This window comes from Sphingomonas kyeonggiensis (genome assembly GCF_014196745.1).
Lineage (GTDB): Bacteria > Pseudomonadota > Alphaproteobacteria > Sphingomonadales > Sphingomonadaceae > Sphingomonas > Sphingomonas kyeonggiensis.
The window spans coordinates 143,589-161,636 of the sequence record NZ_JACIEH010000005.1 but is presented as its reverse complement, the minus strand read 5'-3'; the positions used below and the strand labels follow the sequence as shown (position 1 = coordinate 161,636).

Annotated in this window: 14 protein-coding genes and 1 tRNA gene; 6 read left to right on the top strand and 9 right to left on the bottom strand. The window is 65.8% G+C overall.

The window, feature by feature from the left end:
• Positions 1 to 37 precede the first annotated feature (37 nt).
• Positions 38 to 127 (top strand) — tRNA-Ser (locus GGR46_RS23595).
• Positions 128 to 490: 363 nt separating this feature from the next.
• On the opposite strand, the gene GGR46_RS23590 is transcribed toward GGR46_RS23595, so the two are convergent.
• Together GGR46_RS23590 and GGR46_RS23585 are read right to left on the bottom strand one after the other, a co-directional pair.
• A complete protein-coding gene (locus tag GGR46_RS23590; RefSeq protein WP_184000533.1) occupies positions 491 to 1,825 on the bottom strand; it encodes a sensor histidine kinase in 1,335 nt (444 codons plus the stop codon).
• Entirely contained in the window at positions 1,825 to 2,499 is a 675-nt protein-coding gene (locus GGR46_RS23585) for a response regulator transcription factor (RefSeq protein ID WP_184000532.1), read from the bottom strand. Before GGR46_RS23585 ends, GGR46_RS23590 begins: the two co-directional genes overlap by 1 nt.
• A 235-nt stretch (positions 2,500 to 2,734) precedes the next feature.
• Here GGR46_RS23585 and GGR46_RS23580 point away from each other — a divergent pair, with 235 nt between their 5' ends.
• The 4 genes from GGR46_RS23580 (at position 2,735) to GGR46_RS23565 (ending at position 7,006) form a co-directional block, all read left to right on the top strand.
• Complete coding sequence (locus tag GGR46_RS23580; RefSeq protein WP_184000531.1) at positions 2,735 to 3,019, top strand: type IV toxin-antitoxin system AbiEi family antitoxin domain-containing protein; 285 nt, start codon at positions 2,735 to 2,737, stop codon at positions 3,017 to 3,019.
• Positions 3,020 to 3,135: 116 nt separating this feature from the next.
• Positions 3,136 to 5,631 (top strand): TonB-dependent receptor, encoded by a 2,496-nt coding sequence (locus tag GGR46_RS23575; protein ID WP_184000530.1) that lies wholly within the window; start codon positions 3,136 to 3,138, stop codon positions 5,629 to 5,631.
• A gap of 131 nt (positions 5,632 to 5,762) precedes the next feature.
• Entirely contained in the window at positions 5,763 to 6,329 is a 567-nt protein-coding gene (locus tag GGR46_RS23570) for a tetratricopeptide repeat protein (protein WP_343058335.1), read from the top strand.
• Positions 6,323 to 7,006 (top strand): Fe2+-dependent dioxygenase, encoded by a 684-nt coding sequence (locus GGR46_RS23565; protein ID WP_184000529.1) that lies wholly within the window; start codon positions 6,323 to 6,325, stop codon positions 7,004 to 7,006. Before GGR46_RS23570 ends, GGR46_RS23565 begins: the two co-directional genes overlap by 7 nt.
• 43 nt (positions 7,007 to 7,049) lie before the next feature.
• Here GGR46_RS23565 and GGR46_RS23560 read toward each other — a convergent pair whose 3' ends face one another.
• From GGR46_RS23560 to GGR46_RS23540, 5 genes are all read right to left on the bottom strand, one after another.
• Positions 7,050 to 9,503, bottom strand: a complete 2,454-nt coding sequence (locus tag GGR46_RS23560; protein ID WP_184000528.1) for a TonB-dependent receptor — start codon at positions 9,501 to 9,503, stop codon at positions 7,050 to 7,052.
• 34 nt (positions 9,504 to 9,537) lie between these two features.
• A complete protein-coding gene (locus GGR46_RS23555) occupies positions 9,538 to 10,266 on the bottom strand; it encodes a phosphatase PAP2 family protein (protein ID WP_184000527.1) in 729 nt (242 codons plus the stop codon).
• Between the two features lie 29 nt (positions 10,267 to 10,295).
• Positions 10,296 to 11,135 carry a YncE family protein gene (locus tag GGR46_RS23550; RefSeq protein WP_246426335.1) on the bottom strand — a complete coding sequence of 280 codons (840 nt, stop codon included), beginning with the start codon at positions 11,133 to 11,135 and terminating at the stop codon, positions 10,296 to 10,298.
• 335 nt (positions 11,136 to 11,470) lie between these two features.
• Positions 11,471 to 12,832, bottom strand: a complete 1,362-nt coding sequence (locus tag GGR46_RS23545; RefSeq protein WP_184000525.1) for a sensor histidine kinase — start codon at positions 12,830 to 12,832, stop codon at positions 11,471 to 11,473.
• Positions 12,822 to 13,496, bottom strand: a complete 675-nt coding sequence (locus GGR46_RS23540) for a response regulator transcription factor (protein ID WP_184000524.1) — start codon at positions 13,494 to 13,496, stop codon at positions 12,822 to 12,824. The genes GGR46_RS23545 and GGR46_RS23540 overlap by 11 nt, the downstream gene beginning before the upstream one ends.
• Positions 13,497 to 13,673: 177 nt before the next feature.
• On the opposite strand from GGR46_RS23540, the gene GGR46_RS23535 reads away from it, so the two are divergent.
• On the top strand, positions 13,674 to 15,959 hold the full coding sequence (locus GGR46_RS23535; RefSeq protein WP_184000523.1) for a TonB-dependent receptor: 2,286 nt from the start codon (positions 13,674 to 13,676) through the stop codon (positions 15,957 to 15,959).
• A gap of 13 nt (positions 15,960 to 15,972) precedes the next feature.
• On the opposite strand, the gene GGR46_RS23530 is transcribed toward GGR46_RS23535, so the two are convergent.
• Both GGR46_RS23530 and GGR46_RS23525 read right to left on the bottom strand, forming a co-directional pair.
• A complete protein-coding gene (locus GGR46_RS23530) occupies positions 15,973 to 17,340 on the bottom strand; it encodes a HAMP domain-containing sensor histidine kinase (protein WP_184000522.1) in 1,368 nt (455 codons plus the stop codon).
• Complete coding sequence (locus GGR46_RS23525) at positions 17,327 to 18,004, bottom strand: winged helix-turn-helix domain-containing protein (RefSeq protein WP_184000521.1); 678 nt, start codon at positions 18,002 to 18,004, stop codon at positions 17,327 to 17,329. The genes GGR46_RS23530 and GGR46_RS23525 overlap by 14 nt, the downstream gene beginning before the upstream one ends.
• Positions 18,005 to 18,048 lie beyond the last annotated feature (44 nt).

Here is an 18,048-nt window from a genome sequence, read left to right as displayed (position 1 = left end):
GACCGACGCGGATTTGTTCCGCGCACAATCGCCTCGCGGAGAGGTGGCAGAGTGGTCGAATGCGCCGCACTCGAAATGCGGTTTACGGGTGACCGTAACGTGGGTTCGAATCCCACCCTCTCCGCCACTTTCAAAAAATCCAATAGAATCAATGGGTTGTGTGGGGATGGTTCTCCGCCAAACTGATTTGGAATCATTGGAAATCAGTGACTTAGGTCGCGAGCGGTGGCCTTGGGCGCCGCGAGCGTCATTTCACTCGAGGGCTCGGGAACTCGCCGAGGACGCTAGGGCTGCCTTTGCCGAAGGACATGCTCCCTTGAGCGCATCTCGATGCGGCCAAGGCGTTGGGTTCCGAAGCGGCGAGAATCCCGCGCGGTGGAGTTTAGCACGGCAAAGGCCGGGTTGAATTTGGTACAACTACCAGAGATATAAATGGAAAATTAGAGTCCTGGTTGCGCTGGCCAAGCTCGCTCTGGTTTGCGGACTATGCTTATGGCTCGCGTGCCGGCAGGCTGACCACGATCTCGAAGCCTGGGCCGTCCGATAGTGTGACGGTGCCGTGATGGGCCGCGGTGATCGCCGCGACCAGCGCCAGACCCAGCCCGTGCCCGCCGCTGGACCGGCTCGCATCGGCCCGGCTGAATCGTTCGAACAGCCGTGCCCGGGCTTCCGGTGGAATGCCCGGCCCGTCGTCGCTGACGGACAGGCGTATTTTCCCGCTGGCATGGCGGGCGGCAAGCCGGACATGGGCGCCCGGCGGCGTGTGGTGCAGGGCGTTGTCCAGCAAGTTGGAAGCCAGCTGGATCAGCAGCCTTCGGTCGCCCAGAACTTCCAGGCCGGGTTCGACGTCGACTTCGAAGCGATCGCCGCGCTGCTCCGCGTCCGGGCGAAAGGTCTCGGCGAAATCGGTAAGGGTCGTGCTCAGGTCCACTGGTCGGAAATGCTTGCGCACGCCCAGCCCCTCGACTTCGGAGATACGCAGTAGCGCAGCGAAGATCTCGAGCAACTCGTCGGCCTGGGCGATTGCGGCCTCGACGGAAGCCGCGCGATCGGCGTCTTCCCCTTGGACTGCTTCTTCAAGCCGGTGCCGCAGCCGCGTGAGCGGAGTGCGCAGGTCGTGTGCGACGTCGCTGGAGACCTGGCGCAGGTTCAGCATCAAGGCCGCGATCCGATCGAGCATCTGGTTGAGCGTCCTGGCGAGACGATCGAACTCGTTGCCGGAACCGCTGACCGGCATGCGCTGGCTGAGATCGCCTTCGATGATCGCCAACGCGGCGCGGTCCATGCGGCGCAGGCGGGCACGGGTCAGCGCTCCCAGCGTCCAGGCCCCGCCGAGTCCGAGCAGCAGCATACCGGCGATCGACCAGTCGAACAGCGCGCGGAGTTGCCGGTCGATCTGACGAAGGCCCGCGCGGTCGGCCCGGACGACCAGCAGCGCGCCGTCCGGCAGGCGTGTCGTCATTGCCTGCCCAACCAGACCGTCCCGCGAGCGGAAGAATTCCTCATAGCCCGGTTTGAGCGGCATCGCCGGATCGAGTTTGCCCGCGATCCGCCCTCCGGACCGGTCGACAAGGAGATAGTCGAGATCCTGGGCAATTGGGGCGGCGAGTCTGCGCTGGATCGCCGCGCCGATCGCCCCGCTGCGATCGGCGCCCGGCTCGATGAGAAGTGCACGTGTCTCGGCTTCGATGCGATGATCGAGCTGCCGTTCGATCGCCTCATGGGTGATGTGATAGGCAACGCGTCCGATCGCCAGCGTCCCCAGCGTCAGCACAACGCTGATCAGCGCGGCGAGCCCGAAGGTGGAGCGGCCCGGGATGCGCATCAGTTGCCGCGCACCCGATAGCCCGCGCCACGAACCGTCTCGATGGCATCTTCCTCGAAGCCGGCATTGAGCTTGGCGCGCAGCCGGCTGAGATGGGTTTCGACGATGTTGGTCTTTGGCTCGAAATCCAGGTCCCAGACGCGCTCGAGCAGCATCGTGCGGGTGACGATGCGCCCGGGATTGCGCATCAGCTCGGCCAGCAGCAGGAACTCGCGCGGCTGCAGCAGGACCTTACGGCCACCGCGGCGCACTGTGCGCCGCGCGAAGTCGAGTTCGATGTCACCCACCGTCATCCGGGCCGGATCGGCCTGAAGTACCGGCCGCCTGGCCAGTGCCTGCACGCGCGCGGCGAGCTCCGAGAAGGCGAACGGCTTGACCAGATAATCGTCCGCCCCGGCTTCGAGCCCCTCGACCCGGTCGTCGATACCGCCCATCGCCGTCAGCATCAGGACGGGCGTGGCGCATTGACCCGTGCGCAGCATCTTCACCAGAGAAAGCCCGTCGAGTGCGGGCACCATGCGATCGATGATGAGGACGTCGAAGCTGCCATCGGTGGCGTGGAAGAGTCCGTCACGGCCGTCCCCTGCGGTCACCACGACATGGCCGTTCTCGGTAAGCCCGCGCGCAATGAAGGCGCAGGTCTCCGCATCATCCTCGACGATCAGAATACGCATGCTTGAACCCTATCGCCGGACCGGCATCCGCCGCCAGTCTGTGCCCTTGATTGGGCACGGTACGGCGCCTTGTCAGCCGTGCCCTGGCGCGCTTTGACGCTACAACATTGGGATAACATTGGCATTTCTATACAATATCCCAATGTTTCGCTTTGCCGATTGGCAGGCGCGGCACGAGGCGTAAAGGCGACGCTCAGTTGCGATCAATTCGCATTAGCTACCGCAGGGAACGCCAATGTCGCAAGCCACAGGGCTCATCGCATATGCCAGGCGCGGCCACGCCTTTGGGCGAGATCATGCTGTCGGCTCGACCGGCTCGATCGTAGCGGCGCAGCCTTCCCTATGTGCTGGCGAGGTCATACGACGGCTGCGGGGGCGGGGCACCGTCTCGGCTGCCGAGCTGAGGGCGGCGGGAATCTCGCCGCAATATGCCAGTCAGTTGCGCCAGCGCGGCATCCTGGAGCGCGTCGCACACGGCCAGTCCCGGCTGGCGCACCGCTTCGACCACGCCACGTCCTGAACCGTATCGCAAGGGGCAGAGCCCGCGCCGGCATCGCTAATGCGACTTAGAATCATGCGTGACGGCAAGACCATAAGGCGGCTGTCGAGACTTTGAGAAAAAGGGGTTTCTTACCTATGTCCGTTTCCAACACGCGTTCCGGCGCGTCCTTCCTCGCGCTTGCCTGTGTGGGTTTCATCGCCTCCTCCGCGACCGCCTATGCCGCCGAGAACGAGCCGACGCCCGGCAATGACGGCCCGGACGCCCAGGACCGCAGCGCGCAGGACCGCGAGCAGATCGTCGTCACCGGCGCCCGTACCGAGCTGCAGGGCCCCAAGGCGACCGCCACGCTGCAGAATACGCCGCGCTCGGTGATCGTCCTGCCCAAGGACGTGATCGACCAGACCGGCTCGACCACGCTTGCCGACGCGCTGCGCACCGTGCCGGGCATCACCTTTGGCGCTGCCGAAGGCGGCAATCCGGTCGGCGACCGCCCCTTCATTCGTGGCTTCGACAGCCAGGGATCGACCTTTGTCGACGGCGTGCGCGATACCGCCGCCCAGGCGCGCGACACCTTTGCGATCGAGCAGGTCCAAGTCGTACGCGGCTCGGATTCGACGCTGGGCGGTCGTGGCAGCGCGGGCGGCTCGATCAACATCATCACCAAGACGCCGCAGGCGACCAACTTCGTCCGCGCGAGCGGCAGCGTCGGCACCGCCGACTACAAGCACGCCTCGCTCGATGTGAACCAGTATCTGGGCGGCACCGTCGGCGTGCGCGTTGCGGCGATGTGGCATGATCAGGATTTCGCCGGTCGCGACGCGATCTGGCAGCGCCGCTGGGGCGTTGCGCCTTCGGTGACGATCGGCCTCGGCACCGACACCCGGCTGACCGCGTCCTATTATTATCTCGAAACGCACGAGCTGCCCGACAGCGGCATTCCCTATCTCTACACGGTCGGCAACGCGCCGGGCACGGGCGAAATCTATTCCGAACCGGCCATGGGCGACGTCAAGACGATCGCCGGCGTGACCGGCCATGTCGACCGCAGCAACTTCTACGGCCTGAAGAGCCGCGATTTCCGCGACGCCTATACCCATCAGGCGACCCTGCGCGTCGAGCATGACTTTGGCGGCGTCACGCTGCGCAACAGCAGCCGCTACAGCTATAACGAGCAGAACTACATCTACACCCAGCCCGATGACCAGCAGGGCAATGTCTATGGCACCAACGCCGCAGCCACCGCGACCTCGGGCGGCCTGGTCTGGCGCCGCAACAATACCCGCTATGGCTATGCCGAGGCGCTGACCAACCAGACCGATCTGTTTGGCAGCTTCGAGACCGGCTCGATCAAGCACAGCTTCGCGACCGGCGTCGAGATCAGCTGGGAGAAGGCGCGGCGCGGCACCTATGTCACCGCCAGCGGCTCGGGCATCACCCCGCGCTGCACGCCGGCGGCGCTCGCGCGCTTCTATTGCACCAGCCTGTTCAACCCGAACCCGAACGATCCGTGGGTCAACTATAACAGCGACACCGGGACGACGGTGGTACCGGTGGTGAAGGGCGGCCCGACCACCGAGATCCAGAACGATGCGCACACGCTCTCTGCCTATGCCTTCGACTCGATCACGCTGACCCCGTCGCTGATCCTCAATCTGGGCGGGCGCTTCGATCGCTTCACGTCGAAGCTGACGCCGGCCATCCCGGCCGGCAATCAAGCCTTCAGCCTCGAGCGCACCGACAATATCTTCAACTGGCAGGCCGGCTTGGTGTTCAAGCCGACGCGCAATACCAGCCTCTATGCGAGCTATGCGACGGCAGCGACGCCGCCGAACAGCCTGCTCGGCGAGGGCCAGGAAGCGAACGCGCTGCCGACGACTAACACGAACGCGAACCTCGCGCTGCTCGACAGTCTCAAGGTCGAGAAGACCAGGAGCTACGAGATTGGCGCCAAGGCCGGGCTGTTCGACGACCAGCTCTCGCTGACGCTTGCCGCATTCCAGACCGACACCGACAACGCCCGCGCCACCGGCGAGGACAATACGGTGCAGTTCATCGGCAAGCGCCGCATCCGCGGCATCGAGTTCAGCTTCAACGGCAACGTCACCAAGTGGCTGAACGTGTTCGGCGGCTATACCCATCTCGATCCGAAGATCGTCGATGGCGGCTTCACCGCGCTGACCGCGGCGGCCGTGGTGGTGGGCGGTGTCACTGTCCAGCCGGCCAAGACGCTGCTGGTTCCCTCGGTCAACACCGGCCGCCAGGCGACGCAGACCGCGAAGGACAGCTTCACCCTGTGGGCGAACGTCACGCCGACGAAGGGCCTGAGCATCGGTGGCGGCGCCTTCTACATGAGCCGCGTATTCGGTGGCTATGGCGACAATCGCAGCTTCACCCAGAATGCGGCGGGCGTGACGACCTTTACCCCGGCCACCAAGGTGCTGGTGCGTACCGTCCCCGAATATTGGCGCTTCGACGCCCGGATCGGCTACACGATCAACGAGCATTTCGATGTGAGCGTCAACGTGCAGAACCTGACCGACAAGGTCTATTTCCCGCAGGCCTATACGGCGCACTACGCTTCGATCGCGCCGGGTCGCTCGGCCTTCGCGACGCTCGGGATCAAGTTCTGAGCGACGATCTGCAATCGCTCTCCCCAGCGGAGGTTGCCGCCCGCCTTTCCGGTTCGCCGGAAGAGCGGGCGGCGCTGATTCAGGCTGGGGCAGAGCAGGGGGTAGCCGAGGCCCAGGCGGTCTGGGGGCAGATGCTGCTGGATGCCGGGGAGGCGCGCCAGGGCTTCGCCTGGTTCAACAAGGCCGCCGCACAGGGCCACCTAATGGGGCTCAACATGGTCGGGCGCTGCTACGACCTGGGCTGGGGCACGGCCATCGACAAGGCCCGCGCCGCCGAATGCTTCCGCGTCGCCGCCGAGCACGGTCTCGACTGGGGCATGTACAATTACGCCACCGCGCTGACGCTCGGTGAAGGTGTGGCCGAGGATAAGCCGGCTGCGCTGGCCTGGTTCGAGAAGGCGGCGGGGCAGGGCAACGCCAAGGCGATCAACTATGTCGGCAGCTTCCACGAGGATGGCTGGGTCGTGGAACGCGACATGGCGAAGGCCGCTGGCTTCTATGCGGAGGCGGCCAGAGGTGGCGACTTCCGGGGCATGTTCAATCACGCCCGGATGCTGCTGGATGCCGGGCAGGTGGACGAGGCGCGGCGATGGATCGCCGAAGCCAGGAAGACGGCGACCCCGGCCTTCACTGCGAAGATGCGGGGCTGGATCCTGGGCTCGCCCTGGCCTGACCTGGCAGAGGCACTGGCATGCTGATCGCCATTCCAGACCTGTTCTCGAACGAAGAGGTGGTGCAGCTGCGCGGCATCATCGATGGGGCCGAGTGGGTCGATGGTAATGCCACTTCGGGCGCGCAATCGGCGCTGGCGAAGCAGAACGAGCAGCTACCCGAAGGCAGCGATGCGCATCGCCGGGCCGGCGCGATGGTGCTCGACGCGCTCGGCAAGTCGCCTTTGTTCTTCGCCGCCGCGCTGCCGCTCAAGGTCTTCCCGCCTTTGTTCAACCGCTATGGCGGCGGGCAGAAGTTCGACACCCATGTCGACAATGCGATCCGCATCCAGCGCGGCACCGAGTTCCGCATCCGCAGCGACCTGTCGATGACGGTCTTCCTCGAGGATCCCGCGGCCTATGACGGCGGCGAGCTGCTGATCGAGGGCCAGTTCGGCGTGCAGTCGGTCAAGCTGCCGGCCGGGCACGCGATCCTCTATCCCTCGTCGAGCCTGCACCGGGTGGCGCCGGTGACGCGCGGACGCCGGGTGGCGAGCTTCTTCTGGATTCAGTCGATGGTCCGCGACGACAGCGCGCGGCGCATCCTGTTCGAGACCGACCAGGCGGTGCAGCGGCTGGTCGGCACGCTTGGCAATGACGACCAGTCGGTGATCGAGTTGACCGGCGTCTACCACAATCTCCTGCGCCGCTGGGCCGACGCCTGAGGGCAGACGGCGGCCAGGAACGATCCCGGCCGCCGCTGCCGGTTCAGAACTTCACGCGCGCGTCCACCAGGAAGGAGCGGGGCGGCAGGAAGTTGAATTGGTCGCCCTGACCATAGCCATTCTGGTAGCTTGTGCCGTTCACTGTTGCGGTCGGCGCCCCCGAGGCGCTGCTCGAGATCGCCGTCACCGCGCGGCTGTCGAACACGTTCTGCACGGTCACGCCCAGGCGGAAATTGTCCCCGATATCCTGGCTCATCGCGAAATGGCCGATGCTGTACGGCTTGATGCGATAGAGGCGCAGATTGGGATTGCCGCTGAACTCGGTCGCATATTGTGAACCGGTATATTTCTGGTCGAACGAGAGGCGGAAGCCCTGGTTGCGATAGACGAAGCCGAGAGCCGCGGTGCCGAAGGGCGCCTTGGCGATCTGCGCCCCGGTCGTCACGCTGTGCGCATAATTGTACGAGGCGTTGCCGAACAGCGTAAGGCCGTGGAGCGGCATCAGGCTGAGCTGGCCCTCGACGCCCTTGTAGCGGACCTGGCCGATATTGACGAGCAGCGTGGTGTCGCAGCCCACGGTCGTGCAGGTGCCGATCTTGTTGCTGACGTTGATGATATAGCCGTCGACATCGACCGAGACCTTCTCGCCGTGCCAGACGGTTCCGACCTGATAATTGGTCGTGGTCTGGGGCTTCAGCGCATCGAGTGCGGTCGAAAGCTTGCCCGAGGTCGAATAGAAGCTCGACAGGTCGGGCACGTACATGCCCTGGGCATATTGGGCATAGAAGGACCAGTTGGGCATTGCCTCCCAATTGGCGGTCAGGAATGGCAGCGTCTTGGTCCATGTCGCGCTGGTGTTGATCTGGCCGCGCGACTTCTGGTTGACCAGTGCATCCACGCCGCGGGTGAAGTGGACATATTTGACACCCGGGGTGATCGCCAATCCCTCGATCGGGCGGATCTCCGCTTCACCGAACAGCTGGTACTGGCTCCAGTCCGAGTGCTGGACATACTGGATCGCGGCGAGCGAAGTCGAAGGCAGGGCGTTCTGCGCGGCAGTGCCGTTGCCGTTGTTGAACTTCTCGTTGAAGGCCAGCGCGCCGGTGGTCATGTCGAGGTCGACCAGGTGGCGATCGGTGACGGCATGCTCGTACCAGCCGCCCAGGCGGAGCTTGCCGAACGAGAAGTCGTAGTTGAGCTGGCCGATATAGCCGAGCACCCGGTACTTGTTCATCTTGTCATAGCCCAGGATGTCCCCGGGCTTGGTCACCGCGACATAGGGCGAGGCAGCGGTGCCGGCTCCGCTGAAGCCCGACACCACCGTGCCGGTGTTTCCGGACAGGGTGTTGTTGGTATAGCCGTACATGTAGACGCGATTGTCCATCGAGAAGCCCGAACCGAGCTCGCTCTGCAGGCGCAGATAGGAGAAGTCGGTGGTCTTGTCGGTGCGGTTGTAGCGCCAGTAATCGATCGTCCTGGGATCGTTGGTCAGGCCATAGTCCTTGCCATAGACGCCGACATTCGAGCTGGCGGCGCAATTCTCGCCGGTCAGCTGGGTCAGGGCCTGGCCGTCCGCGCCGACCGCGGCATTGGCGAAGCCGGTGATGCCCTTGGTGGCGCTGCCGCAGGTCGCACCCTTGGTCACGTCCGACTGGTAATAGTGGTTGCGGTTCCAGGTGCTCATGATGGTGAGCGTGTTGGATGCGCCGATCGGCACGACCGCCTTGCCGTAGAGGTTCTTGCCGGCGACCGGCGAGTAGGTGAGGGCACCGTCCGACTGCATGATCTGGCCGGTCAGGACGATGCGGGTGCCACCCAGGCTCTTGATCGCGCCGCTCTGGAACTCGGCGCGGCCGATGAACGAGTTCCACAGGCCGGCGCTCGCCTCGACCTGCCCGCCCATCTGGTCCTTCACGCCACGCGAATACATGTTGATGTTGCCGCCATAGCTCGCCTGGCCGAGCTGGCTCGCATTGCCGGGGCCGCGGTCGACCACGACCGTCTCGATGGTGTTCGAGGGGAAGAAGGCGGTCGAGTGATGGGTCGGGTTGTTGGTGTCGCCGAACGGGATCGAATCGTAGGTGACGTTATATTCGCCGTCCTGGAACCCGCGGATGACGGCCTTGGTCTCGCCAAAGCCATAGCCGTTGCCGGTTCCGGTGATCGAGACGCCCGGGGTGAGCGCGATGAGCTCGTTGAAGTCGGCAGCCGGGGTCGTGTTGTCGATATAGTCGCGGCTGATCGCCGATTGCGGCTGGGTGGTGGTGAGCGAAGCGGTCAGCGGCGCGCTCTCCGCGGTGCGCGAACCGGTGACGATGATGTCGGACGACGTGAGCGACTGCTTGTCATTCGCTTGGCCGGCATCGTTGGCGCTGGTCGACTTCGACTGGTCGTCCTCCGGCGCCACGTTGACGTTCTGGGCATGTGCGGCAGTGGCGCCGGCAAGCGTCGGAAGGCTGCTGGCGACCAGCAGCGCGATGCGCATGGATGTCTTCATTCTGATTTCCCCCATTCGACGATGGTGCGAAGGCTTACGGGTTGAGGCGGGCGAGCTCGGCGCGAGCGGCGGCGATGCGCTTTGCGGCGGCCGGATCGGCAAGGATGCGCTCGACCACGATCGTCCCGATCACATGGCTGGCTTCGGTGTCCGACGGGAAATGCACGCCGCAGATCTCGCGGCTCAGCGCATAGTCCCGGGCCCGGGCGAGCACGGCCCCGGCCTTGTTCGGTGCGATCGTCGCCAGCATCAGGCCGACCGAATAGCCGAGCGTCGAATGGCCGCTCGGATAGCTGCGGGTCGGCTGCTTGCCCTTGCCCGCGTCGCAGTTCGGCATGGTCGGATCGACGCCCCAGGGACGAACGCGCGCAAAATGCTCCTTGGCGATGTTCGCGGCCATGTTGCCTTCGTTGTGCACGAGGCTCAGTAGTTCCCAGGTGGCGGGCAGCGTCTTCAGATCGACGCCCATGGCTTCGTTGAAGATGCTCGGGTCTTCATGCGCATCGTCGCGGCGCGCCTGCTCCAGGCGTTCAGGCGAGGTGCCCGCGATCAGCGCGTGCATATAGGCGAGCTCGAGATTCTCGGCCTCCGAGCCGCGCGGCACCGGTGCGGGCACGATGCCGTCGACCGGGAAATCCTCGGCCTTGAGGAGCTTGAAGGTCTTGGTGGCCTTGGGGGCCGGTGCCTGCTGGGCATGGGCGGCGAGAGGGACCGCCATGCAGGCAGTGGCGAACAGCAGTGCGAAATGCTTGCGCGAGGTCATGCGGAAATCTCCGGTTCTGGATTGGCGGTTCAGGAGCGGACGGGGGCGAGGACGAGCACGACGAAGCTGCCGGGCAGCGGCTTGCCCCGCTTGGCGCCCGGCTCGGGAGCGGCGAGCGTGGCCGTCGGCAGATAGATGCGGCCGTCACGCGGATCGATTGCGCCGGTCTTGGCGCCGACCTGGGTCTCGATCGTTCCGATCTGGCGGATGTGCCGGCCATCCTTGATATCGACGACTTCGAGCGTGCCGGTGCCGCCGCAGGGGATGAAGGCAAGGCCACGCTTTTCGTCGGCAAGGACAGCATCGGGGTCGGTGCCGATCGCGAAGCTGTCCATCACCTTGGAAGCAGCGACATCGACGATCATCGCCACCTTGTTGGCGCAGGCGCTGATCAGGCGGGTGCCGCCGGCAACCAGGGCGAGGCCGGTCGGCCCTTCGCAGCCGGGAAGCGCTATCGACTTGAGCAGGCGGCGCGCCTTGAGGTCGACCACCGCGATCGCGTTATTTTCCTCGAGGTTGATGTAGCCCAGGCCCTTGCCGTCCGCGACGCCGAACTCGAGGCCACCGCCGACTTCGATCTTGCCGGCGAGCTTGTGCGTCGCCGGATCGACGAGCGCGACCATGCCGTCGCCGGCGTTCATCACGACGACCAGCCCGGTCGCGGGATCGACAAAGGCTGCGTCGGGCTTGGCGCCGGTTGCGATCTCGGCGGTTACGGCGCCGGTTGCGCTGTCGATGAAGCGGGTCAGGCCGCTCTCGCCATCGGTCTCGACGATTTCTTTCGAGCCCGGCAACGGCAGCACGGCGTGCGCGCGGTGCGCGGGTGCCAGGGCCGGGGTCACGCTCTTGCTCGCCAGGTCCACGGTCATGACCGCGTCGGAGCGCGCGACGTAGAGACGTCCAGCGGCTTCATCGACGCTTGCGAAGTCCCACCCACCGTCCGGGCCGGCAATATGATCGACGACTTGATAACTGCTGTTTGCCGACGACTGTGCGAGGCTGTGAATAGGCGCAAGAATTCCTGCCGCGGCAAGCGCCGCAGCACACCATTTCTGAGTCATGTTCCAGTCAATCCCAAAGCGGGCCAGCGAAGTGCTGCTGGCCGGGCAAGGGTGGCGCTAGGTTTGCCGAATGACAGTCTTGTGACCAGCCCCGTCCGAAACGGTGCTTCCTGCGCTACATTGCAAAATTAGAATGTCGCCCCTCAGTCGATGGCGGGAAATTCTATGCGGACGATCAGGCCCGGTTTCGCGTCGTCGAGCGTGATGATCGCCTCATGAAAGCCGGCGATGGCCGCGACCAGGGCGAGTCCCAGGCCGTGCCCCGGCGTGCTTCGGCTGCGTTCGAGGCGGACGAAGCGCTGCAGCACATCCTCCCGGTCCTCTGCCGGGATGCCGACCCCATTGTCGCGCACGGTGAGAAGCACCGCGCCGGCGTTTCGGCGTAGCGACACCTGGGTGGCACTGCCCGGCGGCGTGTGGAGCTGCGCGTTCTCGATGAGATTGACGAGCAGCTGGTTGCACAGATCGGCATCGCCCCGAATGCTGCACCGATCGCATTCGGCGAGGTGCAGGGAACGCCCCGAGTCCGCGAAGACGGGTACGTAGGATTCCACCACGTCGTCGACGAGGGCATCCAGCTGGATGCTGGCTACCTGGGGACGGCGGCGACCGGCCTGGACCTCGCCGATCCGCAAGAGCGCGGCGAACAGCGAGAGGACACCGTCGCATTCCCGGCCCGCCGCCGCAATGAACGCGGCGCGCTCGCTCTCGGACAGGTCGGATTCTGCCGCGGCACGCAAGGTCGCCTGCAGACGGGTGAGCGGTGTGCGCAGATCATGCGCGATGTCGCTCGAGACCTGGCGCAGATTGTCCATGAGCGCCTCGATCCGGTCGAGCATGCGGTTGAAGGTCCGCGCCTGCTCGGCAAAGGTGCCTCCGAGCGAGTCCACGGGCACGCGTCGGGAATAGTCGCCTGCGATGATTGCATTGGCCGTGGTTCCGATCGCCGACAGCCGGCTCGAGATCGATCGGCCGAGCAGCCAGCTCGCCAGCGCGCCCGCGACGGCCGAGAGCGCGAGCGCCGCGCCGAACAGGGGCCAGACGACCTTACCGAGATCCTCGATCGACTCGCTTTCGGCGACGATGCTCAGGTGGCCGCCATCGGCCAGGGTGAACTCCACCGCGCGGGCGGCTTCCCATGCTTCGCCTGGCTGGCGGAAGAACACGGTTCCATCCTGGCGTGGCTGCTGCTGGAACTCGACGGTACCGGCACGCAGAACCCCCGCCCCATCGACGAGGCGGTGGCCGATGCTGCTGATCGCGCGCTGGTGGGTCCGCTCGGCAATCCGTGCGGCGACGACGTCCACAGTCGGCGCGTGCCCGTCGAAAGGCGCTAGCAGACGAGTCTTCTCGCGTGCCAGGCGAACGTCCTGGACCTGATTGAACGCCATGCTGGCCAGCGCGTAGAGCGCTATGCCGATCGCCACCGATGCGAGTGCGCAAACGATCCCGAATACGCCGGCAAGTCCGGTGACCGAGCGCGGTCGCAGCCGGTCAGGCAGCATCGTCCACGTGCAGGATATAGCCAAAGCCCCGTTCGGTCTCGATCGGGTCGGGATCACCATGCACCGTGAGCTTGGCACGCAGCCGGCTCATGTTGCTCTCGATGATGTTGGTCGAAGGCTCGAACGAATAGCCCCATACCGCCTCGATCAGCATCATGCGCGTGACCGGCCGGCCGGCATTGCGCATCAATTCGGCGAGCAACGCGAACTCCTTCTTGTTCAGATGGAGCGGCTTGCCGCGGCGCCATGCCCGGAAGGTGGTGAGCACGATCTCGAGGTCGCCGGCGCGCAGCATGTCGCCGCGCTCGGTGCCCTTGGCGCGTCGCCCGATCGCGTTGAGCCGGGCGATGACCTCCGCGACCTCAAAGGGCTTGACCAGATAGTCGTCCGCGCCCGCGTCCAGGCCCTCGATCCTGTCCTCGAGTGTGCCGAGCGCGCTCAGCATCAGCACCGGCACATGGCCGGGCTTTCGGCGCAGGACTTCCATGCCGTCCAAATTCGGCATCATCCGGTCGAGCACCATCGCATCATAGTTCCGGGTCGACAGCATCGACAGGGCGCTGCGCCCCGAAAGCGCGATATCGCATTCCAGCCCGTGATGCTTGAGGCCTCTCTGGAGGAAATGCGCGATCCCCGCATCATCCTCGACGATCAAGATGTTCATAGGGGGCGCCTCATTCCTCGACCCGACGTCCTTGGCGGGCATTTGTGACATATTGGGGAGTGACCGGCATCGGCCGGCACCAAACGCCCGAAGATTGCAAAACTAGAATGAAAAGCCCCCTGTTTTGGCGAGGGCGAGCGAACCATAAGCCGCCCCGAACGCACCAGAGGGGAATCCATGACGTCGGCACCACGTGCCTGGCGGCCGCTTCGGCACGCCGGCCTTCTTTGCCTGGGTATCGTGCCGCCGATACTGGGCGCCGGAGCGGCGCATGCGCAGGAAGCAAAGCCGTCATCGGCTGAACAACCGGGTGCGGCAAGCGAGCCGAGCGAGATCGTGGTGACCGCCAATCGCGCGCGGGGCGAAGTCGGCGGCGCGATCCCCGCCGAGACCTCGATCGACACGAACGCGGTGCAGGCGCTGGGCGCGAGCAATGTCGGCGATGTGATCGCCCAACTTTCGGCCCAGGCCGGCGGCACGCAGGGGCGGGCAGGGGAAGGCTCGGTCGTGCTGCTCAACGGACGCCGGATTTCCTCCCTGGCCGAAATCCGCAATCTGCCGCCCGAAGCAGTGTCGCGTGTGGACGTGCTGCCCGAGGAAGCGGCGCTGCGCTTCGGCTATCCCGCCCACCAGAAGGTCATCAACGTCGTGCTGCAGCCGAGCTTCGCCTCGGCAACGGTCGAGCTCGAGGATCGGGTGACCGAGGCGACGGCGCGCAACGACTTCAACACCGAGGCGAACCTCGTCCGGATCGCCGGCGACAACCGGATTACGCTCGATCTGCAATACCAGATTGGCGACGATGTCAGCGAGGCGCGGCGCGGGATCGCCGGTCGTCCGCCCGGCGACGCCGCGCTGCGGACGCTCGTACCGCTCACCCGGCAGTTCAGTGCGAATGGTGTGTTTGCCCGTGCCCTGAATGACGGGCTGGGCTTTACCGGCAATTTGAGTGCCGATCGGCTCACTTCGCGTGCCCTGCTGGGGCCGTTGCAGTCGGACCCGGGCAAGGCGCTCGCCCGGACGACCACCACCGATACCGGGCATCTCGGCAGCGTGTTCAATGGGGCGCTTGCGGGTTGGAACTGGTCGATCACCTCCAATCTCGACCATGTCGCCACGACCATCGATACGGCCGCGGATGGTCCCAGGCCGGTGCGCAGCAGCCGCGGGATCGATGACACGATCGCGATCGACGGCGTCGCCCATGGCACGGTCTTCGCCTTGCCGGCCGGCGATGTCGGGCTGAGCATCCAGGCAGGAGCCAGCGGGGAGCGACTTTCCGCACGGGACGAGAACGGGGCGGGGCGCCTGCTCACCCGGCGGATGTTCGATGGCCAGCTCTCCCTGGAACTGCCCCTGCTCGACAAGGATAGTCCTGTCGGGGCGCTCACCGCCGGCGTGAACGCCGCTGCCCATGACTATTCCGACACCTCGGTGCCGCTCGACCGCGGCTGGACCCTGAGCTGGGCGCCCCGGCCCAGGCTCGGCCTGCTGATCTCGGGAAGCCGGGAATCGGCGCCGGCCACGGTCCGGCAGCTCGGCGATCCCATCACTGCGACTCCGGGCGTGCGCTTCTACGACTATGCCACCGGGCAAAGCGTCACGGCCGGGCGGCTGGACGGCGGCGACCCCGGCCTGCGCCACGATGTGCGAACGCTGTTCAAGGCGGAGGCGACCTTCAAGCCGGCCAGGACGGCGTCGCTGATCGCCGCCTATACCCAGGTCACGACGCGCGATGCGATCCTTGCCTTTCCCGGCATCTCGCCGGAGATGGAGGCGGCCTTTCCGCAGCGGATCCTTCGCGATGCGACCGGGGCGATCGCCAGCGTCGATGCCCGCCCGCTCAACATCGCCAGCGAGACACGTCGGAGCCTCCGCTTCGGTATCAACTTCAATCGCTCCTGGCAGGCGCCGGGCAGTGCGGGCGGGCCGAAGATGCCGGGCGGCGGCAATTTCGGCGGCGGGCACTATTTCGGGGCGGGCGGCACGACACTGCAGTTCGCGCTCTACGACACGATCCGGCTGTCCGACCGGGTCGTGCTCGCTGCCGGGCAGGCTCCGATCGACCTGCTCGGCAACAACCTGCTCGGAGAAGGATTGCGCGCGCCGCGGCATTCGGTCGATGCCCAGCTCAGCGCGACACATCATGGCTTCGGCCTGCGTGCCTTTGCCAGCTGGAAGAGCGCGGAGACCGTCGCGCCCGGCCTGCCCGGGCAATTGCGCTTCGGCGAGCCCGTCACGCTCAACCTGCGACTCTTCTTCTTCCCGGACCGTCAGGAGGGGCTGCGGCGCAGGCTTCCGTGGATCGAGGGCGTGCGCTTCCTGCTGGCGATCGACAATCTGCTCGATCAGGCGCCGGATGTACGGGACAGGATGGGGGTAGTGCCGCTCGCCTATCAGCGCGGCTATCTTGATCCGCTCGGCCGGGCCTTTCGGCTCAGCATGCGCAAGACCTGGCGGTGACACGGGTCGCGCCTCAACGCGGCGCGTGGGGGAAGAGAAGCTCGACCCGCAGGCCAGGCGTGTTGTCCGCCAGGGTGAGCGTCGCCCCGTGCAGGCGAGCGATCGAATCGACCAGGGCGAGGCCGAGGCCGGCGCCGGGTGTGCTGCGGCTGCTGTCGATCCGATAGAAGCGCCCGAGCACGCGCGACCGCTCCTCGGCCGCGATACCGGGGCCGTTGTCGGCAACCATGAGCCGGACCTGATCGCCGTCCCGCTCCAGTTCGAGCTGGATGCGGCTGCCCGCCGGCGTGTGGTTCATCGCATTCTCGATGAGATTGGTCACTGCCTGGGTCAGCAGCTCGATATCGCCGCGCACCGTGATTTCCGGCGCGATCGATACATCGAGGACGTGCTCGGCGTCCTCGATCGCGGGAGCATAGAGCTGGCCGAGCCGCCCCAGCATTTCGCTCAGATCGGCCGTGCCAAGGCTCGCCTGGGCGCCGCGGGCTTCCATCGCGCCGATCCGGAGCAAGGCGCCGAAGATGCCGAGGATCTCGTCGATCTGCGCCATCGCGCCGTCGATCTGCTCGGGGACCGGCGCGGGATCGGTGCCGAGCTGCATGCGCTCGAGCCGCTGTCGCAGGCGCGTCAGGGGGGTGCGCAGGTCATGGGCGATGTCGGTCGAGACTTGGCGCAGACCGTTCATCAGCACTTCGATCCGGTCGAGCATCCGGTTGAGATTGACCGACAGCTCGTCGAACTCCGGACCCATTCCGATGCGCGGCAGGCGCTCGTTGAGGCGCCCGTCATTGATCCGGGCGATCGCGTTGTTCACATGATCGAGCCTGCGCAGGAACAGGGTGCCGACGACCAGTCCGCCCGCCAGTGCCAGGAGCGATATCAGCACCCCGAAGGCGACGGTCGACGTCCTCAGGCCGGTGCGCAGGTCCTGCAGGTCGGAAATATCGTTCGCCACAACCAGCAGCGTGCCATCCGCAAGGCGCGAGCCGAACGCCCTGACCGGCACGGGTCTGCCCGAACCACCCCGGTCGGGATCGAACACTTCGAATTCGTGCCATCCGGTGCGGGCCGCCGCCGCCGGAAGCGCGCCGGCAAGGCGGGCGCCCGCGGCATCGAACAGGAGATAGTGGAACTGGTCCTCCCGCACGGCGCGCGTATGACGGTTTATCGCCGCGATCAGCGCGGCCCGCCCGCTGGTTTCGAATTCCCCCACCAACACATCATGCTCGGCAAGGATTCCGTCTCCCGCCGCTTCCACCGCATAGGCGGATACCGAGTGCTCGACGATGGCGAGCAGGGCAACGGCGCCAAGCGCGAAGACCAGGGCAAGGGCGATCGCGAAGCGGAACGCGCCGCTGACCAGTAGCCTAGGCGTCTGCATCGAGCCGATAGCCAGCGCCGCGAATGGTTTGGATCAGCTCCCGGTCGAAGCCCTTGTCCACCTTGGCACGCAGCCGGCTCATGTGACTCTCGATCAGGTTCGAGCCGGGGTCGAAATGAAACGACCAGACATTCTCGAGCAGCATGCTGCGCGTGACGATCTTGCCTTCGTGGCGCAGGAGATATTCGAGCAGCTTGTACTCCTGCTGCTGCAGGTCGATCCGCTTGCCGGCACGCGTCACCTGGCGTCTGAGCAGATCGACCTCGAGATCGGCTGCACGCAGCACCGTTGCCACGTCGGCTACGGGCGCACGTCGTGCCAAGGCTTCGATCCTGGCAAGCAGCTCGGAGGCGGCGAAGGGTTTGACCAGATAGTCATCCGCACCCGCCTGAAGGCCGGCGACCCGGTCATCGACCTCGCCAAGCGCTGTGAGGAACAGCGCAGGGGTCTGGATACCCGCAGCCCGCAAGGAACGAACCACGCCGAGCCCGTCCACCCCAGGCACCATCCGATCGAGGATCAGGACGGAGTAACTGCCGGTCGTGCCGAGAAAGATCGCATCGGGACCGGTCCCCGCCGTATCGACCACGTGCCCTTCGGCCTGAAGCAGCCGCACGATGTGCGTGCGCGTCTCCACATCGTCTTCGAGCAACAGCAGTTTCACGGGCGGAATCCAAAAGAGCCCCGGTCGAGGCGCATCCGATTAAA

What these genes read in the sequence shown, in the direction of transcription:
- GGR46_RS23570 (WP_343058335.1), top strand. Translation starts at nt 5,763, where the DNA reads ATGCTGCTGGATGCCGGGGAGGCGCGCCAGGGCTTCGCCTGGTTCAAC.
- GGR46_RS23580 (WP_184000531.1), top strand. Translation starts at nt 2,735, where the DNA reads ATGTCGCAAGCCACAGGGCTCATCGCATATGCCAGGCGCGGCCACGCC.
- GGR46_RS23560 (WP_184000528.1), bottom strand. Translation starts at nt 9,503, where the DNA reads ATGAAGACATCCATGCGCATCGCGCTGCTGGTCGCCAGCAGCCTTCCG.
- GGR46_RS23575 (WP_184000530.1), top strand. Translation starts at nt 3,136, where the DNA reads ATGTCCGTTTCCAACACGCGTTCCGGCGCGTCCTTCCTCGCGCTTGCC.
- GGR46_RS23540 (WP_184000524.1), bottom strand. Translation starts at nt 13,496, where the DNA reads ATGAACATCTTGATCGTCGAGGATGATGCGGGGATCGCGCATTTCCTC.
- GGR46_RS23530 (WP_184000522.1), bottom strand. Translation starts at nt 17,340, where the DNA reads ATGCAGACGCCTAGGCTACTGGTCAGCGGCGCGTTCCGCTTCGCGATC.
- GGR46_RS23535 (WP_184000523.1), top strand. Translation starts at nt 13,674, where the DNA reads ATGACGTCGGCACCACGTGCCTGGCGGCCGCTTCGGCACGCCGGCCTT.
- GGR46_RS23590 (WP_184000533.1), bottom strand. Translation starts at nt 1,825, where the DNA reads ATGCGCATCCCGGGCCGCTCCACCTTCGGGCTCGCCGCGCTGATCAGC.
- GGR46_RS23555 (WP_184000527.1), bottom strand. Translation starts at nt 10,266, where the DNA reads ATGACCTCGCGCAAGCATTTCGCACTGCTGTTCGCCACTGCCTGCATG.
- GGR46_RS23545 (WP_184000525.1), bottom strand. Translation starts at nt 12,832, where the DNA reads ATGCTGCCTGACCGGCTGCGACCGCGCTCGGTCACCGGACTTGCCGGC.
- GGR46_RS23550 (WP_246426335.1), bottom strand. Translation starts at nt 11,135, where the DNA reads ATGACCGTGGACCTGGCGAGCAAGAGCGTGACCCCGGCCCTGGCACCC.
- GGR46_RS23565 (WP_184000529.1), top strand. Translation starts at nt 6,323, where the DNA reads ATGCTGATCGCCATTCCAGACCTGTTCTCGAACGAAGAGGTGGTGCAG.
- GGR46_RS23585 (WP_184000532.1), bottom strand. Translation starts at nt 2,499, where the DNA reads ATGCGTATTCTGATCGTCGAGGATGATGCGGAGACCTGCGCCTTCATT.